The sequence below is a fragment of the Methylobacterium sp. Leaf106 genome (genome assembly GCF_001422895.1).
Classification (GTDB): domain Bacteria; phylum Pseudomonadota; class Alphaproteobacteria; order Rhizobiales; family Beijerinckiaceae; genus Methylobacterium; species Methylobacterium bullatum.
Genome location: NZ_LMNB01000004.1, coordinates 79838 through 101621, shown reverse-complemented (window position 1 = coordinate 101621; position 21784 = coordinate 79838). Strand labels below are relative to the sequence as shown.

Annotated in this window: 27 protein-coding genes and 1 tRNA gene; 17 read left to right on the top strand and 11 right to left on the bottom strand. The window is 69.9% G+C overall.

Annotation, left to right across the window (positions count from 1 at the left end):
• Positions 1-16: 16 nt before the first annotated feature.
• The 4 genes from ASF34_RS06050 to ASF34_RS06035 all read left to right on the top strand — a co-directional run bounded on the left by ASF34_RS06050 (position 17) and on the right by ASF34_RS06035 (position 1750).
• A complete protein-coding gene (locus tag ASF34_RS06050) occupies positions 17-517 on the top strand; it encodes a peptide deformylase (RefSeq protein ID WP_026175944.1) in 501 nt (166 codons plus the stop codon).
• Positions 514-939 carry a hypothetical protein gene (locus tag ASF34_RS06045; RefSeq protein WP_244478911.1) on the top strand — a complete coding sequence of 142 codons (426 nt, stop codon included), beginning with the start codon at positions 514-516 and terminating at the stop codon, positions 937-939. Before ASF34_RS06050 ends, ASF34_RS06045 begins: the two co-directional genes overlap by 4 nt.
• A gap of 110 nt (positions 940-1049) precedes the next feature.
• Positions 1050-1358, top strand: coding sequence for a hypothetical protein (locus tag ASF34_RS06040; RefSeq protein WP_056159760.1), 309 nt, complete (start codon positions 1050-1052; stop codon positions 1356-1358).
• A gap of 206 nt (positions 1359-1564) precedes the next feature.
• Positions 1565-1750 (top strand): hypothetical protein, encoded by a 186-nt coding sequence (locus ASF34_RS06035; RefSeq protein WP_244474456.1) that lies wholly within the window; start codon positions 1565-1567, stop codon positions 1748-1750.
• Between the two features lie 90 nt (positions 1751-1840).
• On the opposite strand, the gene ASF34_RS06030 is transcribed toward ASF34_RS06035, so the two are convergent.
• The 6 genes from ASF34_RS06030 to ASF34_RS06005 form a co-directional block, all read right to left on the bottom strand.
• A complete protein-coding gene (locus ASF34_RS06030; protein WP_238254168.1) occupies positions 1841-2077 on the bottom strand; it encodes a hypothetical protein in 237 nt (78 codons plus the stop codon).
• Between the two features lie 131 nt (positions 2078-2208).
• Complete coding sequence (locus ASF34_RS06025) at positions 2209-2481, bottom strand: hypothetical protein (protein WP_056159756.1); 273 nt, start codon at positions 2479-2481, stop codon at positions 2209-2211.
• A 331-nt stretch (positions 2482-2812) separates the two neighbouring features.
• Positions 2813-3298, bottom strand: a complete 486-nt coding sequence (locus ASF34_RS06020) for a DUF2934 domain-containing protein (RefSeq protein ID WP_056159696.1) — start codon at positions 3296-3298, stop codon at positions 2813-2815.
• An 84-nt stretch (positions 3299-3382) separates the two neighbouring features.
• Positions 3383-3643 carry a hypothetical protein gene (locus tag ASF34_RS06015; RefSeq protein ID WP_056159693.1) on the bottom strand — a complete coding sequence of 87 codons (261 nt, stop codon included), beginning with the start codon at positions 3641-3643 and terminating at the stop codon, positions 3383-3385.
• A gap of 134 nt (positions 3644-3777) precedes the next feature.
• On the bottom strand, positions 3778-4185 hold the full coding sequence (locus ASF34_RS06010; protein ID WP_018043878.1) for a hypothetical protein: 408 nt from the start codon (positions 4183-4185) through the stop codon (positions 3778-3780).
• Positions 4182-4598, bottom strand: a complete 417-nt coding sequence (locus ASF34_RS06005) for a hypothetical protein (RefSeq protein WP_056159690.1) — start codon at positions 4596-4598, stop codon at positions 4182-4184. The genes ASF34_RS06010 and ASF34_RS06005 overlap by 4 nt, the downstream gene beginning before the upstream one ends.
• Positions 4599-4916: 318 nt before the next feature.
• Here ASF34_RS06005 and ASF34_RS06000 point away from each other — a divergent pair.
• Positions 4917-4992, top strand: a tRNA-Ile gene (locus ASF34_RS06000).
• A gap of 444 nt (positions 4993-5436) precedes the next feature.
• On the opposite strand, the gene ASF34_RS05990 is transcribed toward ASF34_RS06000, so the two are convergent.
• The 3 genes from ASF34_RS05990 to ASF34_RS05980 are packed head-to-tail and all read right to left on the bottom strand — an operon-like array spanning position 5437 to position 10338.
• Positions 5437-8601, bottom strand: coding sequence for an ATP-binding protein (locus tag ASF34_RS05990; protein ID WP_056159684.1), 3165 nt, complete (start codon positions 8599-8601; stop codon positions 5437-5439).
• On the bottom strand, positions 8598-9308 hold the full coding sequence (locus ASF34_RS05985) for a hypothetical protein (protein WP_056159682.1): 711 nt from the start codon (positions 9306-9308) through the stop codon (positions 8598-8600). Before ASF34_RS05985 ends, ASF34_RS05990 begins: the two co-directional genes overlap by 4 nt.
• A gap of 13 nt (positions 9309-9321) precedes the next feature.
• On the bottom strand, positions 9322-10338 hold the full coding sequence (locus tag ASF34_RS05980) for an endonuclease domain-containing protein (RefSeq protein ID WP_244478910.1): 1017 nt from the start codon (positions 10336-10338) through the stop codon (positions 9322-9324).
• A gap of 245 nt (positions 10339-10583) precedes the next feature.
• On the opposite strand from ASF34_RS05980, the gene ASF34_RS05975 reads away from it, so the two are divergent.
• The 6 genes from ASF34_RS05975 (at position 10584) to phnE (ASF34_RS05950) (ending at position 15508) form a co-directional block, all read left to right on the top strand.
• Positions 10584-11249 carry a DUF1045 domain-containing protein gene (locus ASF34_RS05975; protein WP_056159676.1) on the top strand — a complete coding sequence of 222 codons (666 nt, stop codon included), beginning with the start codon at positions 10584-10586 and terminating at the stop codon, positions 11247-11249.
• A gap of 11 nt (positions 11250-11260) precedes the next feature.
• Entirely contained in the window at positions 11261-11887 is a 627-nt protein-coding gene (locus ASF34_RS05970) for a DapH/DapD/GlmU-related protein (protein WP_056159673.1), read from the top strand.
• 92 nt (positions 11888-11979) lie between these two features.
• Positions 11980-12783 (top strand): phosphonate ABC transporter ATP-binding protein, encoded by an 804-nt coding sequence (phnC, locus tag ASF34_RS05965; protein WP_056159670.1) that lies wholly within the window; start codon positions 11980-11982, stop codon positions 12781-12783.
• Between the two features lie 29 nt (positions 12784-12812).
• Positions 12813-13739: a phosphonate ABC transporter substrate-binding protein gene (phnD, locus tag ASF34_RS05960; RefSeq protein ID WP_056159668.1), complete on the top strand. Its 927-nt coding sequence runs from the start codon at positions 12813-12815 to the stop codon at positions 13737-13739.
• Positions 13740-13781: 42 nt separating this feature from the next.
• Positions 13782-14660 (top strand): phosphonate ABC transporter, permease protein PhnE, encoded by an 879-nt coding sequence (gene phnE / locus ASF34_RS05955; RefSeq protein ID WP_056159665.1) that lies wholly within the window; start codon positions 13782-13784, stop codon positions 14658-14660.
• Positions 14657-15508 carry a phosphonate ABC transporter, permease protein PhnE gene (gene phnE, locus ASF34_RS05950; protein WP_056159662.1) on the top strand — a complete coding sequence of 284 codons (852 nt, stop codon included), beginning with the start codon at positions 14657-14659 and terminating at the stop codon, positions 15506-15508. The genes phnE (ASF34_RS05955) and phnE (ASF34_RS05950) overlap by 4 nt, the downstream gene beginning before the upstream one ends.
• Positions 15509-15535: 27 nt before the next feature.
• On the opposite strand, the gene ASF34_RS05945 is transcribed toward phnE (ASF34_RS05950), so the two are convergent.
• Positions 15536-16444 carry a LysR family transcriptional regulator gene (locus tag ASF34_RS05945; RefSeq protein WP_018043917.1) on the bottom strand — a complete coding sequence of 303 codons (909 nt, stop codon included), beginning with the start codon at positions 16442-16444 and terminating at the stop codon, positions 15536-15538.
• A gap of 89 nt (positions 16445-16533) precedes the next feature.
• On the opposite strand from ASF34_RS05945, the gene ASF34_RS05940 reads away from it, so the two are divergent.
• Positions 16534-16977 (top strand): PACE efflux transporter, encoded by a 444-nt coding sequence (locus tag ASF34_RS05940; protein ID WP_056159656.1) that lies wholly within the window; start codon positions 16534-16536, stop codon positions 16975-16977.
• Positions 16978-17070: 93 nt separating this feature from the next.
• On the opposite strand, the gene phnF is transcribed toward ASF34_RS05940, so the two are convergent.
• Positions 17071-17817, bottom strand: a complete 747-nt coding sequence (phnF, locus tag ASF34_RS05935) for a phosphonate metabolism transcriptional regulator PhnF (RefSeq protein WP_056159651.1) — start codon at positions 17815-17817, stop codon at positions 17071-17073.
• A gap of 122 nt (positions 17818-17939) precedes the next feature.
• On the opposite strand from phnF, the gene phnG reads away from it, so the two are divergent.
• The 5 genes from phnG to phnK are packed head-to-tail and all read left to right on the top strand — an operon-like array spanning position 17940 to position 21784.
• Entirely contained in the window at positions 17940-18383 is a 444-nt protein-coding gene (phnG, locus tag ASF34_RS05930; RefSeq protein WP_082494083.1) for a phosphonate C-P lyase system protein PhnG, read from the top strand.
• Positions 18383-19009, top strand: coding sequence for a phosphonate C-P lyase system protein PhnH (phnH, locus tag ASF34_RS05925; RefSeq protein WP_056159645.1), 627 nt, complete (start codon positions 18383-18385; stop codon positions 19007-19009). The genes phnG and phnH overlap by 1 nt, the downstream gene beginning before the upstream one ends.
• Entirely contained in the window at positions 19000-20115 is a 1116-nt protein-coding gene (locus ASF34_RS05920; protein ID WP_056159642.1) for a carbon-phosphorus lyase complex subunit PhnI, read from the top strand. The genes phnH and ASF34_RS05920 overlap by 10 nt, the downstream gene beginning before the upstream one ends.
• Positions 20112-20999 carry an alpha-D-ribose 1-methylphosphonate 5-phosphate C-P-lyase PhnJ gene (locus ASF34_RS05915; protein ID WP_056159638.1) on the top strand — a complete coding sequence of 296 codons (888 nt, stop codon included), beginning with the start codon at positions 20112-20114 and terminating at the stop codon, positions 20997-20999. Before ASF34_RS05920 ends, ASF34_RS05915 begins: the two co-directional genes overlap by 4 nt.
• A complete protein-coding gene (gene phnK / locus ASF34_RS05910; RefSeq protein ID WP_244478909.1) occupies positions 20996-21784 on the top strand; it encodes a phosphonate C-P lyase system protein PhnK in 789 nt (262 codons plus the stop codon). Before ASF34_RS05915 ends, phnK begins: the two co-directional genes overlap by 4 nt.

Below are 21784 nucleotides of genomic sequence, written 5' to 3'. Positions count from 1 at the left end.
TGAGGTGCCCTGCCCCGTGCCGGTCCAGTCGCTGATTCTCTATCCCGATCCAAGGCTGCGCTTGGCCGCCGAGCCGGTCACTGTGTTCGACGACGCCCTGCGGCGGGATGCTGCCGAGCTGGTGGAGGCCCTCTCCCGCGTCTCCGCCATCGGTCTCGCCGGGCCGCATGTGGGCTGGCTCGCCCGGGTGGTGGTCCTGCGCCTGGAGCCGGGCACGCCGGCTTCGATCTACGTCAATCCGCAGATCACCTTCGCGTCGGACGAGACCGGTCCCCAGACCGAGGGCAGCGTCTCCATGCCCGGCGTCACGGACGTCGTGGAGCGGGCGGTGACGGTGCGGCTGCGCTACGACGACCTCGACGGGACCGGGCACGAGATCGAGGCGGAGGGGTTCGAGGCGGCCTGCCTCCAGCACGAGATCGACCAGCTCGACGGCATCTTCTGGATCGAGCGCCTGTCGCGGCTTCGGCGGGAGCGGGCCGTGAAGCGCTATGCCAAAGCGAAGCGGGCGGCATGAGAAACGGGTCTCGTCGCCACCTGCCGGCAGCCGTGATCCTCGCCGTCGCGGCAGGATGCCCGCGCGCCGAAGCGCAGCCGGCCAAGCCCCCCGCCCCCCCGGTTTCCGCATCGGCCTCGGCGCCCGCGATCGGCTGTCCGTCGCTCGCCAATCTGCGTCTTCTTCTGCGGCAATCGGGCGGCGACGCGAAGATCGCGGCGGCGACCCTGGCCGATCCCAAGGCCGATCACCTGAGCTGCAACCTCCTCGGCCGCGATACGGTGAATGCCATCACCGACCACGCAGCGCTCAACGGCAACGAGTACGATTGCGTCGGCGTCACCGGGACCAGCATCTGTTCCTGGACCATCGCGGGAACGGTCGTCCCGGTCGATCCCGCGCGCGCGGCCAAGAAGGCGCCTCCCGCCAAAGCCAAGCGCTGACGGCCGATCCTGAATTGCCACAGGTGGCGGACGGCTCATCGGTCGCGGACGCCGATGCCCCGGGCGCCCTATATTCCCGCCGCGAAAGCAACGCCGGAGGAGGTCACGCCATGATGCCGCAGAAGCGCTGGGGACTCGTCATCCTGCTCGTCATCGCTGCGTCGAAGGCGGCCTCGGCCGGCGATGCCTCGCCGCGCGACGTCGTCGCCTGCGATACGTTGGTTCAACTGCGTGTCCTGATGGGACGGACGCCATCCGATCCTGCCGCGGCATCGGCCGATCTCTCCGGTCATCCCGGATGCCGCCGAATCGCCCGTGATCGCGTCGGCGCTCCCGAGCACCGCGCCATGATCGGCGGAGCCCCGTTCGAATGCCTCGCGGTGACCGGGGAGGCCTCCTGCTTCTGGATCATGCCGTAGGCGTCTATTCCTGCCGAAGTCGATTCCTGCTGAAACCGGATCTTCGGTGGATAATACCGATGTGCTTTCCGTCGATCCGCCCTAACTTGGCCGTAACGACGGGGGCGGAAATGATGGGCGGAACGGCCGGATCGTGCGGTAGGAATGCGATGGCGCGCCGGCGAGGCTGGATCGTCGGAATCGCCGTTGTGGGATTATTGGGAATCGTGTCCCCGACCCATGCCGAGGCCCCGATCAAGAGCCCTCAGGACGCCGCCTGTCGCAACGAGGCGCGCGCGAAGGTGTTCGTCACGCCCGACCCGGGTGGGATCGGGCTCTACGCCATCGGCCGCCAGATCTACTCGGCCTGTATGGCGCGCTCGCAGCCCCGCACCGCTCGTCGGCGGCGCTAAAAGTGCCTCACGAAACTACCGATCACGGTCGGTTCTCGCTCCGGCCATGAAGGCGGAGCGGGAGTTTTGTGAGAGGCACCGAGCCGGGGATCAGACGCTGCGCGGAGCGCCGATGCGTGCCCGCAGACGCAGGCGCAGGTTTTCGTTGGCCGTGGCGTCCGCATCCACCGCGAACATCAGCCGGAGCAGCCGGCTGATCGGGGTCGTGCCGTCCTCGACTGCGGCCTCGACCTGGTCCTGGAGCGCCATCCGCTCGTAAGGACGCTGAGAATCGAAGCTCGACTGGGCCTGCTGCGCCATGGTCTGCGTTCCGTCGCTCGGGGTCATTTTCCCCGGGCGGTTGGCTACGCGAAGACGTCCGCCTCCGCCAGTCCCTTTCGTCGACTATTCATAGCCGACGACCGGTTCTGACGCATTTGTGTCATGTGTGGCTTGCAGAGCGGTTCCAGACAGGACGCTCAGCGCGGGACGATATGGAGCCCGTCATCGGGGAGCAGGTTGCGCGCCGGACCACCGGTTTGCTGTCCGCGCCCCTGCTGGTAATAGGGCAGTTCCGGCCGGCGGTCGTTGTCGCTGCCCGAATCGTATTCCCAGGCCTGGTTCCACGGCGCGCGACCGCTTACGCCGATGCCGCCGGTGGAATCGACCTCCCGCACCACCGGCCGCTCCCGATAGGGGCCTGCCCCAGCCTCGGCAGCCGAAGAGGCGCCGACCAGGGGCACGGCCATCATCGACACGGCGAACAAGGCGGAGAGGGCGGTCTTCATGGCGGGCCTCGAAAGGGTGGGCCGGGAATCGGCTCGCGTCGATGCGATGACCGTATAACGGCAAAGGTTGTCGCGCCGTTCCCCGCGGGCTGCCTCTCCCTCCCCTCTCTGCATCTCTCCGGCCCGGATCCCGCGCTCCACGTGATCGGTCATGATCGCCACCACCGCCTCGCCTGGCGTCCTCGATGGCGGGAGCTCTCGGGGACCGGTTCGGCCGCGGCCCCTGAACCCCGTGGCACAACAAGAAGCCCGCCGCCCTGCGAGGGGCGACGGGCTTGAACGGCGCCGCTCGGTATCAGTGGACGGTCGCGGCGGATTCCATCGGGGCGGCAGCGCGCGGCTTGGCGACCCTGAGCGGCTTGGCGGCCGTGGTGGTGCTCGACGCTGCCTTGGTCGCCTTGGAAGCGGCAGGCGCCTTGGTGGAAGCAGACTTAGCGGAAGCAGTCTTGGTGGAGGCAGGCTTGGCCGATGCGGACTTGGCACTGGCCGTCCTGGTCCGGCGCGGCGCGGTCTCGGACGGCTGGGCGACGGCCTTTTCGGCAACGGCCTTGGCGGCGGTGCCGGCACTGCGCGAGGCGCGGGGCTTCAGGGTCTTGGCCGGGCTCGGTGCCAGGCTGAGATCGGCGGTCACGGGCTGAACGTAGACCGGCGCCGTGAGGCTCACCGCACGCAACTCGGCCTCGGCCATCAGCCAATGCTCATCGGCGCGGCCGAACACCCGGCCCTCGCCTTCCCAGATGGAATAGGCGCGCTCGCGCACCTGCTGTTCGAAAGGGATCATCCGCGCTCTCCTCGTGGGTGGTCGCCCCGATGGAAGCGGAGGTTGGTTAATCCCCGGTTAATGCCGCGCTGCAGCGAGGCCGTGTCAGCCCTGCAAGAGCCGCCTCGCATTGGCGCGGACCTTCCGGCGGTATCCCGTGACCATGCTCTGGGTCGAGCCTCCGGTCGCCATGAGCAAGGCCGCTTCGCCGGCCGCCATGATCTTCTCGCTCACCATGCGTTGCGCCTCGATCTGCGCGGCCGGTCCGCCGAGGGACAGCTTTGCGAGGCGAAGGCCGATCACCTGCTGCGATTCCATCGCGAGCAGGGTCGCATCCATGCCGAGCTTCCACCACGCACCGAACATGTCAGTCCTCTCTGCGCCGCCGGGCGCGCCGGCCGCGCTTATGCCATGCGGCCGGTCCTCGCGGTAAGGGCGACCTCGGCCGAAAGGCCGCTGCCGCCTCACGATCTCGCGAACGGGTGCTCGGTCGCGGGCGCTCAGTCGAAGGAGCGCGACTTCGCCGACGATCCGCCGAGGCTGATCTTCTTCGGAGCCGAACCGCCGCCGAGGCTGATCTTGCGCGGCGGCGGGGGTGCGGCGGGATTCGGGGCGGCGGGCCGCGCGGATTTCATCTGCGCTTGGCCGTGGACCACCGAGCCGATTTCGCCTGCGACCCGGACGAGATCGTCCCGCTCGCAGGCACGGGCCACCGAGAGGCCGAGCTGATGCATGTGGCTCTTGCCGTAGAGGTAGACCGCGAGCTTGGCGCGGGTGGTGGGAGGGATCTCGGCGAGGATCTCGGGCAGATCCTCGGGCTCGGCGCGATAGACCGCCCCGAGGAGATCGAGGGAGACCGGGCAGGCCGGATCCGGCTCGGCGCCGCTGGTGGGGTGCGACTGGGTCATGGAGTACCTGTCTGGCTGGTTGAGCTCTGGGCGAGGATATCGGCCGGGGCCGTGTCGCCGGTGGCGGGCGGCTCGGGCGGTGTCGTCTGCGCCCGGACGATGGCATCCTCCGGGCGCGGTTGAGAAGTGAGCCGCGCCGCCGGACGCTCCGGCTGCAGACAGCCGCTGCAGACGGAGGCGATCGCGATGCGGGCGCGGCGATCCGCCCGCTCCCACACCGCTTCGCGCGCTGCCCGGGCCCGTGCCACCTCCTCCGCCGACGGCATTCCGCCGCCCGCGCCGATCTCGGCCGGAGCGGCGTCCGGAGGCCTGATTCTCAGCAGGAGCGGTTCCTGAGCCAGAACCGGCGATCCCGCAAGAGCCCAGGCGAAAGAGGATGCGGCGAGCCGGCAAGCGAGGATCGTGCGGCCCATCGGCTCCTCAATCGGGTCGACAGACCCCTTGTCCAACAGCGGAACGATCGTCGGCATAGGGTTAACATGAGCTTAACGCGAAGACGACCTTGCCCTTTGGGCTCCCCCGGTATGACCCGGCACCGCTGTGCCTCACCATCGAGTGGGAGCGTCTTGCGAGGGGGAGCGTCTTGCACGTCCTACGCCGGGCGGCCCGGAACGGGTTCCAGACGCCTCGCCTGCACAAAACCGGATCGGGGAAATCGGCGACAATGCGTAAGGTTCGAACGCGCAGCCGCTGGACGAAGGCCCCTCTTTCCTTCTACGGGATGAGGCGCAGGGCCTGTAGCTCAATGGTTAGAGCCGACCGCTCATAACGGTCTGGTTGCAGGTTCGAGTCCTGCCGGGCCCACCACTCACTCCCCGCGAACGACGGAAATTCGCGTGTTGCGGGAGACGTGCGCAGTCTCAAGGATTTAGCGAACGGTTGCCGTTGGGGACGCTTCTCCGAGGCGGTGCACTTTTGACCTCCTGACAATTACCGCGGGATTGCGCCGGCGGCAGCAGACCCGCTGCCCGACCATGTCAGTGCCCATCCTCATGATCGACGTGAGGCTCCATGCGCTGCTCGAGGCTGCAGCCGACATGCACGAGCGGCTGATTGGCCCTCCTGCCGGGCTGAACACCGGAGGCGCGAAGGCACTGTTCGCCGAACTCCGCAAACCTGCCCAGCTTCCGCAAAAGGACGATGGCTCCCAGCCGGTCGGCCTTCTCAAAGTTCTGATGCGCGCGAGGCGCACCATGCGAGTGGCACCGTGCCCCCGCTTCGATGCCCGGCCGGCGCATGGCAGCCGCGGGATCATGCGAAGGCGATCGATCGCCTGGCTATCGTCACGACCTGATCGGGGGTCGGCGGGTTGGCCGGATGGTGGCTCAGGCACAATGGTGTGCGCAGCTTTGCCGGCTTCCCCGATCCCTCGGTGGCGAAGTAGAATTCGCCCGCGCCGAGTTTGCCGATGTCGCTGGCCACGCCGCCGCTCGCCGCCATGATCTCCTGGGCTGCGGCGATGGTCGCGGGTGCGCTCTGGCGGCCGAAGAACTGCGTCGTGCAGTTCGAGACGATTTGGTTGTGCAGGCCCTTGGGCACCTGGGTCGCGACGACCATGCCCAGCCCGTACTTGCGTCCTTGCGCCACGAGCTTGATGCCGCTGCCGAGACTCGGACAGGCTCTTTGCGACGGCAGGAAGGTCTGCGCCTCGTCCACGACGTAGAGCATGCCGCGCGGGCTCGGATGCGTCTTGATCCAGCCGAACAACGTCATCTGCAAGCGATTTACGAAGTCCTCCCGCGCCGCCTCCGAGGCGAGACCGGCGAGGTTGATCACCGAGATGCGGGTGCGCGCCGGGTCGGAGCCGAAGAACAGGACCTGCGGGTCGAGCACGCTGCCCCTGGCTTTCAGGAGCGGGTTCGTGGCCACGGCCGCGTGCAGCTCGTCGGCCATCCCGGCGGCGATCCTGGTCGCGCCGCCGATCTCGCTCACGCCGTCCGGCAGGTCGGCGAGCAAGGCGGTGAAGTCCGCGAGGCCGCCGCCGCCACGCTCGGCGAAGAGGCGCAACGCGTCGGCCAGCACGCCGCGCTGGATCGTCTTCCTCGCACCGGCGAGGGGCCCCACGGTCTCGGCCGCCATCTCGACGGCTTGTCCCCGTTCGTCGGCGTCCTCGCCGAGTCCCGAGAAGTCCGGCAGGACGGACAGAAACAGCGGATTGCCGGCGGAGACCCCGGGCGTCCAGACCACCACCTCGACGCGCTCGGCGTAGCGGGCGGCCTTGTCGGCATCCTCCGGGGTGAAGGCCGTCGGCCGCTCGGGCCAGGAATCGCCGAGCCGCGACAGGTCGTTGTTCGGATCGACCACGATGGCGGGGATGCCGGCGAGCGCGGCCTCCTCGACCAGCCGGCGCACCAACACCGTCTTGCCCGAGCCGGAGCCGGCGATGATGGACGTGTGCCGCGGCAGCAGCCGCAGCGGAAGCGTCACCGGCGGCGCGTCCGGCGTGAGGCGATGACCGACCGGGATGGCGTCGGGCAATACGGTCGGAGCGGGCTTGGAAGGAGCCGTCGGGGGCTTTGCCGCGTCCGGGTTCTCCCTCGGCATCCGCACCACGGAAGTCGCACTCGTGTCGACGGTCCCGGTGGAGTCCGTCCCGTCCGCGAGGACGGGGATGTCGGCTCCTCCCGACTCCGCCAGGCCGGCCTGGCGAAAGAAGGCGGTGGCGCGCACGAACCTGTGCGCCCGCAGCCAAGCCTCGAACCGGTCCTGCCGCCCCTCCTCGGCGGAGCTCGCGTGCAGGTCGCGCAAGGCGACGAAGGTGCGCAGGTCGTCTTCCACCGGGTCGATCAGCACGCCCTTCGCCGCGAGGAAGGCGTCGAACAACTGCTTCGTCTTGGCGCCGCCGGGCACCGGGGCACGGCGCACGATCACCAGGCTTCGGTCGGGCATGCGTGCCGAGATGCCGGAGGCGGTCAGCGCGGCACGCAGGCGCGCCTGGAAGGCGATGGCGTTCGGCTGTAGCAAGGCACGGTAGCACACATGCCGTTCGTGGTCGTTCCGGTCTCGGTCGATCAGGATCAGCCGGCCGTGCAGAGGCGGGATCTTCTGGTCGGGTTCGCCCTTGCTCGCCACGTCGAGCGCATCGTCCGGATCGTCCTCGAGCGCGTAGAGGTCGAAGGCCGTGCGCAGGATCTCCCCGAGGGCCGCCTCCTCGTCGAGCAAACCGGCGATGTCGGCGTTGCGCTTGGCCCGGTCGAGGTCGAACACGGCGTCGGCGGTCGCGTCACGCGTATGCCCGTCAGGGGCCTGGACGAGGCTGTCACACACGGTGACGGCGCCTCGCGCGAGGCAATCGCGCCGGAAGGCGTCGCAGCGCATCAGGAGTGTGCGCGGCATCATGCCGGAGCGGGCCGAGTCCGCGATCGCGGCGTCGCTGTAAGGCCAGGTCGGATACGGGGGCTCGAATCCCGCTTCCGCGTAGGCCGGGGCAAGCCGGGCGCGGATCAGCGCCGACGCCGCGGTCCGGTCGTTCATGCCCTGCAGCAGGACGGGCGTCACGTATCGCTGCAGCAGCGGCGTCAGCGCCCGCTCCTCCAGCCGCTCCCAGGAGTTCTGGAGGCAGGTGATGACCGTCATGCCGCGGTGACGGACATCGTGGAGTTCGAGCAGGCCGGAGGCGAGCACCTCCGCCAGCCCCTGCCTTCCCTCGAACTCGTCCTGTCCGACAAAATGGCCGGCGTCGATCACACCGTCGATCTGGTCGACGGCGACCAGGATCGGACCGCTCAGGCTCATGATCCACGACATGCCCTCGACGAGTTCCTTCGGCGTGGGCGGCGGGCGGAGAAACCCAAGTTCGGCGCGGGCGACCGGGTCGGCGTCGTAGCCCTGCAGCCATGCATGGGCGAGGCCCACGGCGCCGAAATCGTTCGAGCGCAGCAGACACAGGGCGCGGAACACGTCCTGGTGCTTGAGCGCGCTCCCCATGTCGACGCTCATCAACGCCTTGACGAGGAGGACGACGATCTTGCGCGTGTCGACGTCGGGGGTGTTGAATGCCTCCTCCACATGCCTTTCGACCTTGAACTGGCGCGCCACCCCGGCCAGCACGGCGTCGGATTGGCGCCGGCCGTCCGGCATCTGATGCAGCATGGCGGTGAGGAAGCTCAGCGCGGCGCTGCGCCAGAACTCCGACAGGCCGAGGACGTCGAGCATCACGAACCAGCTGCCCGAGCGCCAGGCCTCCCGTCTGAGTTGCCCGACGAGATGCGTCTTGCCGACGCCCGACGGGCCGATGAGCACGCGCCCCATCGCGCGGGAGGCAGAACCGGGCGCCTCCCTGTGCAGATCCGCGATGATCCCGGGCGGGAGCGCATCGTTCGGGCCGCCGGTCGGCTCCACGTCGAGCCACACGCTGTCGAGGGTGCGCACCCAATCGAAATCGACCCGGCGCAGGGCGTCGAGGGCGTCGCTCATGACTGGATCCAAATGAAGTGGAACGGTTCGCCCGCCGGGCTGAACGCCGCTTCGCGCTCATCGGCGGAGAGCGACTTCGGATCGCTGAGCTGGCTCAGCCGCGCCGTCGGATCACCGGCCAGGATGGCCGCGAGCCCGGCATCGACGGTGGCGCGGTCGAGTTCGCTCAGATGCGCGCGCAGCGCGCTGAGGCGCACGGCCTGTGCCTTCTGCCCCTCCGTGAGCGCGAGATAGGCGGCCTCGATGCGGGCGCGCACCTGCTTCTTCGTGAGCTTCCTTGGCTTTGCCGAACCCGGTGGTGCCGCCTTTGCGGTGCGGCTGCGTGTGGGCTTTGCAGGGAGGGACTCGGCAGAGGGGGACTCGGCAGGACGTGGCCCGGGCGTCGCCGGCGTGCCGATGAGGCCGGCCAGCGTCTCGCCGGTCGTGGCGAGATGCCGGTCGATCCGCTCCAGCCAGTCCTGCAGGACGCGGAAATTCGCAGGGAGCGGGTCGCGCAGGTGCTGGCCTGCCCAGTTCCAGCCCCCGTCCGTGACGGTCAGCCGGATGGAGCGACCCTGCTTCTCCTCGGAGAGGTACCGGCCGGAGACCAATGCCCTGCGATCGGCGGCGTCGACCTTGGGCACGACCTCGCTCTGCAGGGCACTGCCGTGCTTGCCCAGCAGGCACCAAAGGATCAGCGCCTGCTTCGGCGTCGGCGTCTGGCTCATCGGATCGAACCCCTCATGTCGCGTCTATCGGTAGGCTGCGGAGCCGGACGACGGAGCGGATCTTCTCGATGGCCCGTCGAAGATCGGCCTCGACCTGCTCGTTGGTGATCCGCAGCACGAGGTAGCCCGCCGTCAGCAGGGTATAGTCCCGGTGGCGGTCGTCGGCGTATCTCGCAGCGCTGCGGTGCTCGGGTCCGTCGAGTTCCACCACGATGCGGTGCGCGCGGCAGAGCAGGTCGACCCGCGGCGGCTGCCCCCAGCCGCCGACGGGCACGGGTTCGTTGCAGCAGAACAGACCGCGCAGTTCGGCGTCCTGCTGCAGGGCCGTCTCCACCCGCTGCTCGATCGCGCTGGCGGGATGGGCCTTCGAACGCGGCGGGAGGAAGCGCTCGGCGACCGAAGGACGCTCGCCCGCGATCTCGCAGGCGCCGTAGAGGATGCGATCGTAGGGGGTGGAATCGGGCGGCCAAGCCGGCAGCGCCATGACGATGGCCGCACCATGGCCCATGCACCATTCCAGGGCCTCGATCACCGGCGCGGCGCGGGCCGGCGATGCGGGATTGATCTCGCCGATCAGGACGACGCCGGACGGGTCGATCGCGTGCAGCAGCTGAACGAGCTGGATTTCCCGCGCGGCTTCGCGGAACCGGGGTGGGTGGCCGGCGCCGGCCCGCCGCCGTGCCGCCCTGAGCCAGGGACCGGATACGATCGGATCGAAAGAGTGATCCGTGTCCGCGAGGCCGCCGTCATCCCGCCCATGCCAATGCGGCCAGCGGCTGAGCGCGAGATCGGCGAGATCGTCGAGGAGGCGGTCGAGCACCGCCGCACCGGTTCGCAGATCGTCGGTGACGAGCAGGAACGCGCCGCGGGCGTGATCGTCATCGGCGGTGAGGGCTTGGGCGATGCCGTCGCAACCGATGTCGACGACGACGAGCCGACGGCCCGGCGCCAGCCGGAAGACCCGTTCGGCGAGTTCGGTCCGCTCCAGGCGCGGCCTCGCCCTGTCGCTAAAGGCGGCAGCCGTTTTCACGATGAGAGACTTACGCTGAGACTGTGCATCGCGCGTCGGGTCGTCCTCGATCTCCTGTCGTCGGTCAAGGTTGCAGACCAGCACAGGTTGTCCTTCTTGGCTACCCGACCGCCCATGTGACGAAGTATCAGGCCTGGCAGGCCACGGCGGACCTCTCTTCTTCGGCATCCGGCCTGTCATATCACCGTCCGGGCGACGACCTATGAGGTCTTCGGCCCGTCGCGCGCAGCCGAGGAAAAGCTCCTTTGGACGACCTTGCCCGATACGCCCTGTATTTCACCCCTGCTCCGAGTTCGGCGCTCGCCGCCTTCGGCGACGCGATCCTGGGAGCCGGCCCGGCGCCCGGTCCTGACGCGCTCCGGGCCATCCTCGCGGCCAACACGGCCGAGCCGCGCGTCTACGGGTTCCACGCCACCCTGAAGGCGCCGATGCGCCTCGCCCCGGACGCGACCGAAGCCGATCTCCTCCATGCGGCCGCGGCCCTGGCGGCGCACCGGAGCCCCCTGTCCGTCGGCCCACTGCGGGTCGCCGGCCTCGGGGATTTCATGGCCCTGGTGCCGGAGGCGCCCCCGCCCTCTCTCGGCCTCTTCGCGGCCGAGTGCGTTTGCGCCCTCGATCCGTTGCGCGCGCCCCTCACCCCCTCTGAGCGCGCCCGCCGCCGCCCCGAGCGCCTCGATCCCCGGGGCCGGGCGCTGCTGGAGCGCTGGGGCTACCCGCACGTGTTCGAGACGTTCCGCTTCCACATGACCCTGACCGGCCGCCTTGCCCCGGAAGAGCGCGCGACCGCTCTGCCCCTGCTGGCCGAGGCCGCCGCGGACCTGCCCGACCTGGTGATCGATGCGGTGAGCGTCGTCGTCCAGGACGGCACGGCGCCGTTCCGCCTCCTGCGCCGCCTGCCCTTCTCGCCCTGAAGGAAACCCCGATGGTCTCCGATCGCCTCGGCCTCGAACCGGCCGTCCACCCGACCGCCGAACTCTCCCGGTGCCGCCTCGGCCGCTACACCGAGGTCGGCGCCCGCACGCGCCTCAGCGAGACGAGCCTCGACGACTATTCCTACATCGTCGAGGACGGGCAGGTGAATTACACGACCATCGGCAAGTTCTGCTCCATCGCCTCGCATGTGCGGATCAACCCCGGCAACCACCCGATGGAGCGGGCCTCCCAATCCCATTTCACTTACCGGGCCAGCGCCTACTGGCCGGGCGAGGAGGACGAGCCGGCCTTCTTCGCCCGGCGCCGCGCCCTACCCGTCACCATCGGCCACGATGTCTGGATCGGTCATGGCGCCGTCATCCTGCCCGGTCGCAGTATCGGCACCGGGGCGGTGGTCGGGGCGGGCACGATCCTGACGCGGGATGTCGCGCCCTACACCATCGTGGTCGGTAACCCCGGCCGCGTCGTGCGTCGCCGGTTCCCGGAGGCGGTCGCCGAGCGCCTGCAGGCGCTGGCCTGGTGGGACTGGGACCATGCGCGCCTTCGCCGGGCACTGCCGGACTTCCGCTCCCTGTCGATCGAAGCTTTCCTGGAGCGTCACGAGGGCGAGGCATAATAGTTCCAACAATTGGTTAGCCGGAGAATAGTCATTCTTCTGTCGTGCAGAGTAGGTCTACCGGCGTTCGACATGAAACACTGGACCCCCGCATGCTGATCCTCGAAGGTCTCGCCCGCCATTACGGCGACCGCCGCGCGGTAGACGGCGTTTCCATCGCCATTCCCCGCGGCCAGTTCGTCGGCGTCATCGGGCGCTCGGGCGCCGGCAAGTCGAGCCTGCTGCGGATGATCAACCGCCTCGCCGAGCCGACGGGCGGCCGCATCCTGTTCGACGGCCTCGACGTCACGGCCCTGCGTGGCCGCGACCTGCGGCGCTGGCGGGCGCGCTGTGCGATGATCTTCCAGCAGTTCCACCTCGTCGGTCGCCTCGACGTGCTGAGCAACGTGCTGATGGGCCGGCTCTCGGAGGTTCCCCGGCATCGCTCCCTGTTCAAGCTCTGGTCCGAGCGCGAGCGCGCCCTCGCGCTGGCCGCCCTCGACGAGTTCGGGATGGGCGACTTCGCCTGCCACCGGGCCGACCAGCTTTCGGGCGGACAACAGCAGCGCGTCGCCATCGCGCGGGCGATGATGCAGGCCCCGGACCTGATCCTGGCCGACGAGCCCGTGGCTTCCCTCGACCCGCGCAACACACGCATCGTCATGGACGCGCTCGCCGAGGCCAACCGGCGCCACGGCATCACCGTGCTGTGCAACCTGCATTCCCTCGACCTCGCCCGCGGCTATTGCGACCGCCTCGTCGGTCTCGCCGACGGACGCCTCGTGTTCGACGGCGCGCCCGCCGACCTCACCGAGGATGTCGCCCGCCAGCTCTACGGGCTGGAGGCCGGCGAGGTCCTCGACGCCCCCGCCGCGTCGGCGCCGCCCCGGGTCTATCCCACCGCCCTCGTCGCCTGATTCCTCACCACCCCATCCGGAAGATCCCCATGCTGACCCGTCGATCCCTCGCCGGAGCCCTCGCGCTCGCCCTCCTCGCCGTCCCGGCCGCTGCGCAGGATTGGAAGGCGGCCTATCCCGAGCTGACCCTGGCGGTGATTCCGGCCGAGAACGCGTCGGGCACCACCGATCGCTACGCGCCGATGACCGCCTACCTGTCGAAGACCCTCGGCGTGCCGGTGAAGCTGCGCATCGCCAACGACTACGCCGCCGTGATCGAGAGCCAGCGCGCCGGCAATGCCCAGCTCGCCTTCTACGGTCCCGCTTCCTTCGCCCGCGCGGTGATGACCGGCGTCAAGATCGAGCCCATCGTCAACCAGAAGCACGACACCGGCGCCTCGGGCTACTACTCGGTGATCTACGTGCGCGCCGACAGCCCTTACAAGACGATCGAAGACTTGAAGGGCAAGAACCTCGCCCTGGTCGACCCCAACTCCACCTCCGGCAACCAGGCGCCACGCTTCTTCCTGCACAAGGCCGGCCACCCGGTCGACGCGCATTTCGGCAAGACCGTCTATGCCGGCAGCCATGAGAACGCCGTCCTCGCCCTCGTCCAGGGCACGGTGGATGCGGCCGCTAACCTCTACAACACCGATACCGACACCATGGTGACCCGCATGGCGGCCAAGGGCATGCTCAAGAAGCCGGACGGGACGCCCCTGACGCAGGCCGATTTCCGGGTCGTGTTCAAGTCCGACTTCCTGCCCGAGGGACCCTTCGCCATGCTGGCGAGCCTGCCCGACGACCTCAAGGCGAAGATCCGCGACGCCCTCGTGGCGATGCCGACGGCCGACAAGGCGGCGTTCGACCGGCTCTCGGACGGCAAGGACCAGGGCTTCACCGCCGTGACCCTGAAGGATTACCAGCCGATCATCGAGATGCTGAAGTTCAACGACGACCAGCGCCGCAAATCTTGACCGGACCTGTCCCGATCCACGCGGCGACGCCGGTAACGACCGATGCCTGAGCGGATCACGCCTCTGCCCCCGCACCGGGCCTCCGCCCTGGCGGGGGCCTACGACGCGGCCGTCTCCGCGACCCGGCGCCGGACCTGGGCCGGCCTCGCCGTGATCGTCGTCCTCGCCGGGCTCGCCGCCCACGCCGCCGAGGTGCGTCCCCTGGTGCTCGCGGCCAATATCGGCCGGTTCACCGACTACATCGCCCAGATCCTGCCCCACCTGACCCTGGCGAACCTGCCGGGGGACCTCGCCGAATGGTACTGGGGCTGGCCGAAATGGCTGGCTCTCCTCGGCGAGACCCTGCTGATGGCCTATCTCGGCACCTTACTGGGGGCCATCGGCGGCGTCCTCCTGTGCTTCTCCGCCGCCGCCAACGTGACCGGCAGCCGGACGGCCTGTTTCCTGGTGCGGCGCGGGCTCGAATTCTGCCGCACGGTGCCCGAGATCGTGTTCGCGCTGCTCTTCGTCATCGCCTTCGGCCTCGGGCCGATGGTGGGCGTGCTGGCGCTGGCGATCCACACCACGGGGGCGCTGGGGAAACTGTTCTCCGAGGTCGTCGAGAACATCGACATGAAGCCGGTGGAGAGCCTCACCGCCGCCGGGGCCGGCCGGATCGAGACCCTGCGCTTCGCCGTGCTGCCGCAGGTGTTGTCGAACTTCGTTTCCTACGGGCTGCTGCGCTTCGAGATCAACGTGCGGGGCGCGGGCGTCATGGGATTCGTCGGCGCCGGCGGCATCGGGCAGGAGCTCCTCGTGGCAATCCGCAACTTCTACTACGCCGACGTCAGCGCGATCCTGGTCCTGATCATCCTCACCGTGATGGCGATCGACCTCGGCACCGAGCGCCTGCGCCACCAACTCCTGGGTAGCCTGCGATGACCGGTCCCGAGATCGATCCGGCCGAGATCGCCTCCCTGCGCCGGCGCTTTCCCGAAAGCTTCCGCCCGGCCTGGCGCGCCCGCCTCCTCGCGGGGCTCGCCCTCGCCACCCTCGTCGCCTTGTCCGGCTACGCGCTGGTGCGCCTCGATTTCTCCGCCGCCCGCCTTCTCAATGGCCTCGGCCGCCTCGGCGAGTTCAGCCTCATGATGCTGCCGCCGGAGACCGGCGGGCGAGCCTGGGCCTTCCTTCAGGCGCTCGCCGAGACCCTCGGCATCGCCTTCATCGGGACGCTGACGGCGGCGATCCTGGCGTTTCCCGTGGCGTTCCTGGCCGCCCGCAACGTCGTGCCCAATCCCTTCGTGCATTTCACCGTCCGGCGCGGCCTCGACGTGGTGCGCTCCGTCGACGTGCTGATCTGGGCGCTGATCTGGATCAACGTGGTCGGGCTCGGCCCCTTCGCCGGTGCGCTTGCCATCGCCTGCGCGGATGTCGGGGCGCTGGGTAAACTGTTCTCCGAAGCGGTCGAGACCGTCGACGGCAAGGCCGGCGAGGGCGTCTCCGCCTCCGGCGGCGCCGAATTGCACCGCATCCGCTTCGGCCTCATCCCGGCGGTGCTGCCGGTGCTCGGCAGTCAGGTGCTGTACTTCTTCGAGTCGAACACCCGCTCGGCCACCATCATCGGCATCGTCGGCGCGGGCGGCATCGGCCAGTACCTGACCGAGCTGATCCGCGTCCTCGAACTGCGCCAGGTCGCCTTCCTGATCCTGATGATCCTCATCACCGTGGCGATTATCGACGCCGTCTCCGGCCGCCTGCGCCGGGCCCTGATCGGCGGCGCGACGACCTGAGCGGGAAGGTCTGCCCGGCCCTCCCCGTCAGCCCGTCTGTCCGTCCCGCGAGACGGGGCCGATCCGCTCCGCCGCGAAGCGCGCGCGCAGCCAGGTCGCGGCGGGGCCGCAGGGCCGCTGCTTGTGCCAGACCAACTCCAGGGCGATCGGCCAGTCGCCCGCGTCGAACTGCAGGTCCGGCGTGACCAGGTACGGCGCCGTGAGCGACGAGGCGATGACGTGGTCGGTGACGAAGGCCCAGCCGATCCCGTGCTTCACCAGCTCCAGGATCACCCAGTGGCTCTCCACCCACCACACCTCGGCGGCCACCCGCAGGCGGCGCTTCTCCGGCCCGTCGCTGCGCGCGGCGACCAGGATCTGGCGGTGCCGCTTCAGTTCCTCCCACTCCACCCGCGCTTTGGCGAGCGGGTGGTCGCGCCCGCAGACGAGCTTGAGCGGCACCCAGCCGATGGTCTGGAAGCCGAGTTCCGTGGGCAGCACCTCCTGGCGCCACATCACGCCGAGATCGGCGGCGCCGGACTGCACCATGCGGCTGACATCCTCCATCAGCGGGAAGAGCAGCTCCAGCTCGACGAAGGGAAAGTGCCGGGCGAAGTCGGCGAACAGGGCACCCAGCGCATGCTCGGGATAGAGCTCGTCGATGGCGACCACCAGCCGGTTCTCCACCCGCCGCTCCAGGCTGCTCGCCAGGCCGATCAGGTGCTCGCGCCGGTCGAGCACCACGCGCGCCTCCAGCAGCAGCCGTTCCCCCGCCGGGGTGAGCACCGGGTTCCGGCCCGCCCGGCTGAACAAGGCCACCCCGAGATCCGTCTCCAGGTTCGCGACCTGCGTGCTGACGGCCGACTGCGCCTTGCGCAGCACGCGGGCGGCACCCGAGAAGGACCCAGCCTCGGCCGCTGCCACGAAGGCCTGGAGCTGGTCCAGCGAGACCGCCATCTATCTGATCCTCAGATGCGTTCTAACTTGCCGGACGGGGTATGGCAGATAGAAAGCCACGAACCAACGAGGCTTTTCAAGACGAGACCATGCGCAGCACCCGTGACCGTATCCGCCACGCCCTCCTGTTCGAGCTGTTCGGGCTGGCCCTCATCGTCCCGTTCGGCACCGTGCTGTTCGGGCTGCACGCCTCCGACATGGGGGTGATCGGCATCGGCAGCGCCCTGATCGCGACGGCCTGGAACTACGTCTACAACCTCGGCTTCGACCGGGCGATGCAGCGTCTCGTTGGGCACACGCGCAAGAGCCTCCTCCTGCGGGTGGGGCACGCCGTGCTGTTCGAGGCGGGCCTGCTCATGATCCTGCTGCCGCCGATCGCCTGGTATCTCGGCATCGGCCTCGCGCAGGCCTTCTTCATGGATCTGGCGATCGCGGTCTTCTACGTGGTCTACGCCTTCGTCTTCAATTTGACCTACGACCGCGCCTTTCCCCTGCCGAACTGGGGCAAGGCCGCAGCCGAGCCGTCCGCCTGAATCGCAGGCGAGCCGTTCCGCCGGCGACGTGATTGCGGGGGTCCACGCGCCCGGTCGCCTGGGTCGACGATATCGTGGTCGCGCAGACGCCGATCACTCCACCACCAGCTCCACCCGGTCGGCCGCAAAGAGGCTGCGGGTGGCCTGGATGCGCTGGCCGTCGCCGTCCACGTTCACACTCGACAGGACGATCAGGCTGCGGCCGGGGGCGATGTCGAGGCGGGCCGCCTCCTCGGCGTCTGCGGGGCGGGCGCCGATCCGGGTCGAGAGTCGGGTGTAGTCGGCGACCCCGTAGCCCGCATAGGCGCGGGTGATCGACCCGCTGGCGGCGTAGGCCGCGTCGAAGCCGGAGAAGCGCGGCAGGGGCAGGCAGGTCCGGGCCGTCGAGATCGGGGCGCCGTCGGCCCGGTGCACGGTATGGAGTGCGAGGATCGGTGCGCCGGGGGCGATCCCCAGGGCCTCGGCCCAGCCCGCATCGGCGGGCACCGACGCGGCCGCGATCAGGTCGCCCCAGGCCTCGCGGCCCGTGCGCGTGACGATCTCGGAGAATCGGGTCCGGGGCCCGATCGGATAGGGGATCGGGCCCTGCTCCACGAAGCTGCCCTTGCCTTGCGTGGTGCGCACCAGCCCGTCCTCGGCGAGCACGCCGAGCGCCCGGCGCACCGTGTGCCGGTTCACACCGAAACGGGTGGCGAGCGCCGATTCGGCCGGCAGTTGCGCCCCGGCGGCGAGTGCCCCGCTGCGGATCTCGCCCGCCAGCGCGTCCGCGATCTGCCGCCAGGCGGCGAGACCGCCCCCCCGTCGGAGCGCTGTCACGGGGCTGTCGCCCGCCTCATTCATGGATCGCTCGCATAGCCCACCCGAAAAAACTCTTGCTCCTGATCATCCTCTTGTCTATACATCTAGACATGTCTGGAGACCGATCGATGCCGAGTGCCAGCCAAACACCACCTGAGCCGGGGATGCCAGACCCCGCAGCCCGCCGGCATGCGATGGAGCGGGCCGGCCAGGCCAGCCCGGCCGAGTTGCTGGCCGCCCTGGTGCAGGCCGGAATCACGCCCGAGGCGGAGGATCTGCGCCCGGCGGAGACCGGCCTCGTGATGGTCCGGGGGCGGATCGGCGGCGACGGCCGGCCCTTCAACGCCGGCGAGGCCACGGTGACGAGAGCGGCGGTGCGGCTGCCCGGCGGCGAGACCGGCTTCGCCTATCATCTCGGGCGCGACCGGGATCGCGCCCGCCTCGCGGCCATCCTCGACGCGCACTGGCAACGCCCGGAGACGCGCCCGGTCCTCGATGCGGCCTTGGCCGTTATCGCCGCGCGCCGGGCGGAGGCGGCGCGGCAGGCCGCCCGCAAGGTGGCGGCGACCCGGGTGAACTTCTTCACCCTGGCGCGGGGAGAGGATTGATGGCGCATACCCTCGCTCCACAGCTCGCCCATGGCTTCGCCGATCCCGTCCATGACGGGCAGGCGGTGTTCCGCGCCGCGATGGAGGCCCTGAGCCGGCCCGGCCGCATCCGCCCCCTGGACACCGCCCTTACGCCACCTGCCCCGCTCACGACGGAACTCGCGGCCGTGGCGCTGGCGCTCATCGACGCCGACACGCCGGTCTGGCTCGACGCTCCGCTCCGGGCCGAACCGGCGGTGGCCGGCTTCCTGCGCTTCCACACCGGGGCGCCGATCGTCGCCTCCCCTGGGCAGGCCGCCTTCGCGCTGATCGCCGATCCCGCCCGTTGCCCGGCCTTTACGGATTTCGCGCAGGGGACCCCCGCCTACCCGGATGCCTCCGCCACCCTGATCCTCGCCGTCGAGACCCTGTCCGACGCGATGGGGCTCGCGTTTGCGGGGCCGGGCATCCGCGGCACCGTGCGCCTCGATGCCGGCCCCCTGCCAGCTGACTGGGCGTCGCGCTGGGCCGCGAACCATGCCGGCTTCCCGCTGGGCATCGACTGTCTCCTCGTCGCCCCCGGGCGCCTCGCCGTGCTCCCGCGCTCGGCCCGCCCCCTCACCCCGGAGGCATCCCCATGTACGTAGCGGTGAAGGGTGGCGAGGCCGCCATCGACAATGCCCACCGGCTGCTGGCCGAAATTCGGCGCGGGGATCCGGCCGTGCCCGACCTCACCGTGGCGCAGATCCGCGAGCAGATGCGCCTCCTCGTCGACCGGGTGATGACCGAGGGGTCGCTTTACGATCCCGATCTCGCCGCGCTCGCCCTGAAACAGGCCCGCGGCGACGTGGTGGAAGCGGTGTTCCTGGTGCGGGCCTACCGCACCACGCTGCCGCGCTTCGGCGCCACGGAGGCCCTCGACACCGGCGCGATGACCCTGGCACGGCGCATCTCCGCCACCTTCAAGGACTTGCCCGGCGGCCAGGTGCTCGGCCCGACCTTCGACTACACCCACCGCCTCGTCGATTTCGCCCTGGCCGACGGCGCCGTCCCCGGACCCGCCGCCGAGGCCGAGCCGGAGGCGGATGCCGCCGCCTGCCCGCGGGTGACCGATTTTTTGGGGCAGGCGGGCCTGCTCGAACCCTCGCCGCCGGACGACGGCGCGCCCGTGGGCGATCTCACCCGCGAGCCGGTGGATTACCCCGCCGACCGCGCGGTGCGGCTCCAGGGGCTGGCGCGGGGCGACGAGGGTTTCATCCTGGCGCTGGGCTACTCGACCCAGCGCGGCTACGGCCGCACCCACCCCTTCGTCGGCGAGATCCGGGTCGGGTCCGTGGAGCTCGACTTCACGCCGGAGGAACTCGGCTTCCCCGTCAGCCTCGGCACGGTGGACATGACCGAGTGCCAGATGATCAACCAGTTCCACGGCCACGGGGCGGTGCCGCCGCAATTCACCCGCGGCTACGGCCTCGTCTTCGGCCAGGGCGAGCGCAAGGCCATGGCCATGGCGCTGGTGGACCGCTCCCTGCGGGCGGCCGAACTCGGCGAGGCCGTGGTGGTGCCGGCCCAGGACCAGGAATTCGTGCTGGCCCATTGCGACAGCCTGCAGGCGACGGGCTTCGTCGAGCACATGAAGCTGCCGCACTACGTCGACTTCCAGGCCGAACTGGAACTCGTCCGGCGCCTGCGCGCCGAGCACGCCGCCCGGACGGCCGAGCCGGACGAACCCACCCTGCGGGAGGCCGCCGAATGAATTCGCAGGTCCAAATCCAGGTCACGCCGTCGCCGGACACCGGCTACAACTTCGCCTATCTCGATGAGGGCACGAAGCGGATGATCCGCCGGGCCATCCTCAAGGCCATCGCGATCCCCGGCTACCAGGTGCCCTTCGCCGCGCGCGAGATGCCGATGCCCTATGGCTGGGGCACGGGCGGGGTGCAGGTCACGGCCGCGATCCTGGGCGCGTCCGACGTGCTCAAGGTGATCGACCAGGGCGCCGACGACACCACCAACGCGGTCTCGATCCGCCGCTTCTTCACCGCCACCGCCGGGATCGCCACCACGACGCGCACGGCCGAGGCCACGGTGATCCAGACCCGCCACCGCATCCCGGAAGCGCCGCTGGCCGAGGGGCAGGTGCTCGTCTACCAGGTGCCGATCCCCGAACCGCTGCGCTTCCTAGAACCGCGCGAGACCGAGACGCGCCAGCTCCACGCGCTGGCCGAATACGGCCTCATGCATGTGAAGCTCTACGAGGACATCGCCCGCCACGGCCACATCGCCACTACCTACGCCTACCCGGTGGAGGTGGCCGGCCGCTACGTGATGGACCCCTCCCCGACCCCGAAATTCGACAACCCCAAGATGGACGATTGCCCCGCGCTCCAGCTCTTCGGCGCGGGCCGCGAGAAGCGCATCTACGCGATTCCCCCCTACACGCGGGTGCGCAGCCTCGATTTCGAGGACCATCCGTTCCGGGTCCAGAGCTTCGACCGCCCGTGCGCGCTCTGCGGGGCGGGGGACGTCTATCTCGACGAGGTCGTCCTCGACGATGCCGGCGGGCGGATGTTCGTCTGCTCGGACACCGACCATTGCGAGACCCGCCGCGCCGACGGCCATACGGGAGAGGCCGCGTGATCGAACCCCTGCTCCCCGAACCTTTGCTTAACGTCGACGGCCTGACCAAGCGCTACGGCCGCCGCCTCGCCTGCGACGGCATCGGCTTCACCCTCGATCCCGGCGAAGTGCTGGCGGTGGTCGGTGAATCGGGCTCCGGCAAGTCGACGCTGCTGTCACTCATCGCCGGCGAGGTCGCGGCCGATGCCGGAACGGTCTCCTACCGGATGCGGGACGGCGTGACGCGCGACCTCGCCGCGCTGAGCGTCGTCGACCGCCGCGCCCTGATGCGCACCGACTGGGGATTCGTGCGCCAGGACGCAACGCAGGGGCTGCGCATGGCGGTCTCGGCCGGCGGCAATGTCGGCGAGCGCCTGATGGGCGTCGGGGACCGCCATTACGGACGCATCCGCGCCACCGCCCTCGATTGGCTCTCCCGCGTGGAGATCGCCGCCGACCGGGTCGACGACCCGCCGACGCGCTTCTCCGGCGGCATGCGCCAGCGCCTGCAGATCGCCCGCAACCTCGTCACCGCGCCCCGCCTCGTGCTCATGGACGAGCCGACCTCGGGCCTCGACGTCTCGGTCCAGGCCCGCCTCCTCGACATGATCCGGGGGCTGGTGGCCGAACTCGGCCTCGCGGTGATCATCGTTACCCACGACCTCGCCGTGGCACGCCTGCTCTCGCACCGCGTCCTCGTCATGCGGGCTGGCCGGGTGATCGAGACCGGGCTGACCGACCAGGTCCTCGACGACCCCCAGGCCGCCTACACCCAGCTCCTCGTCTCCTCGGTGCTCGCCGCATGA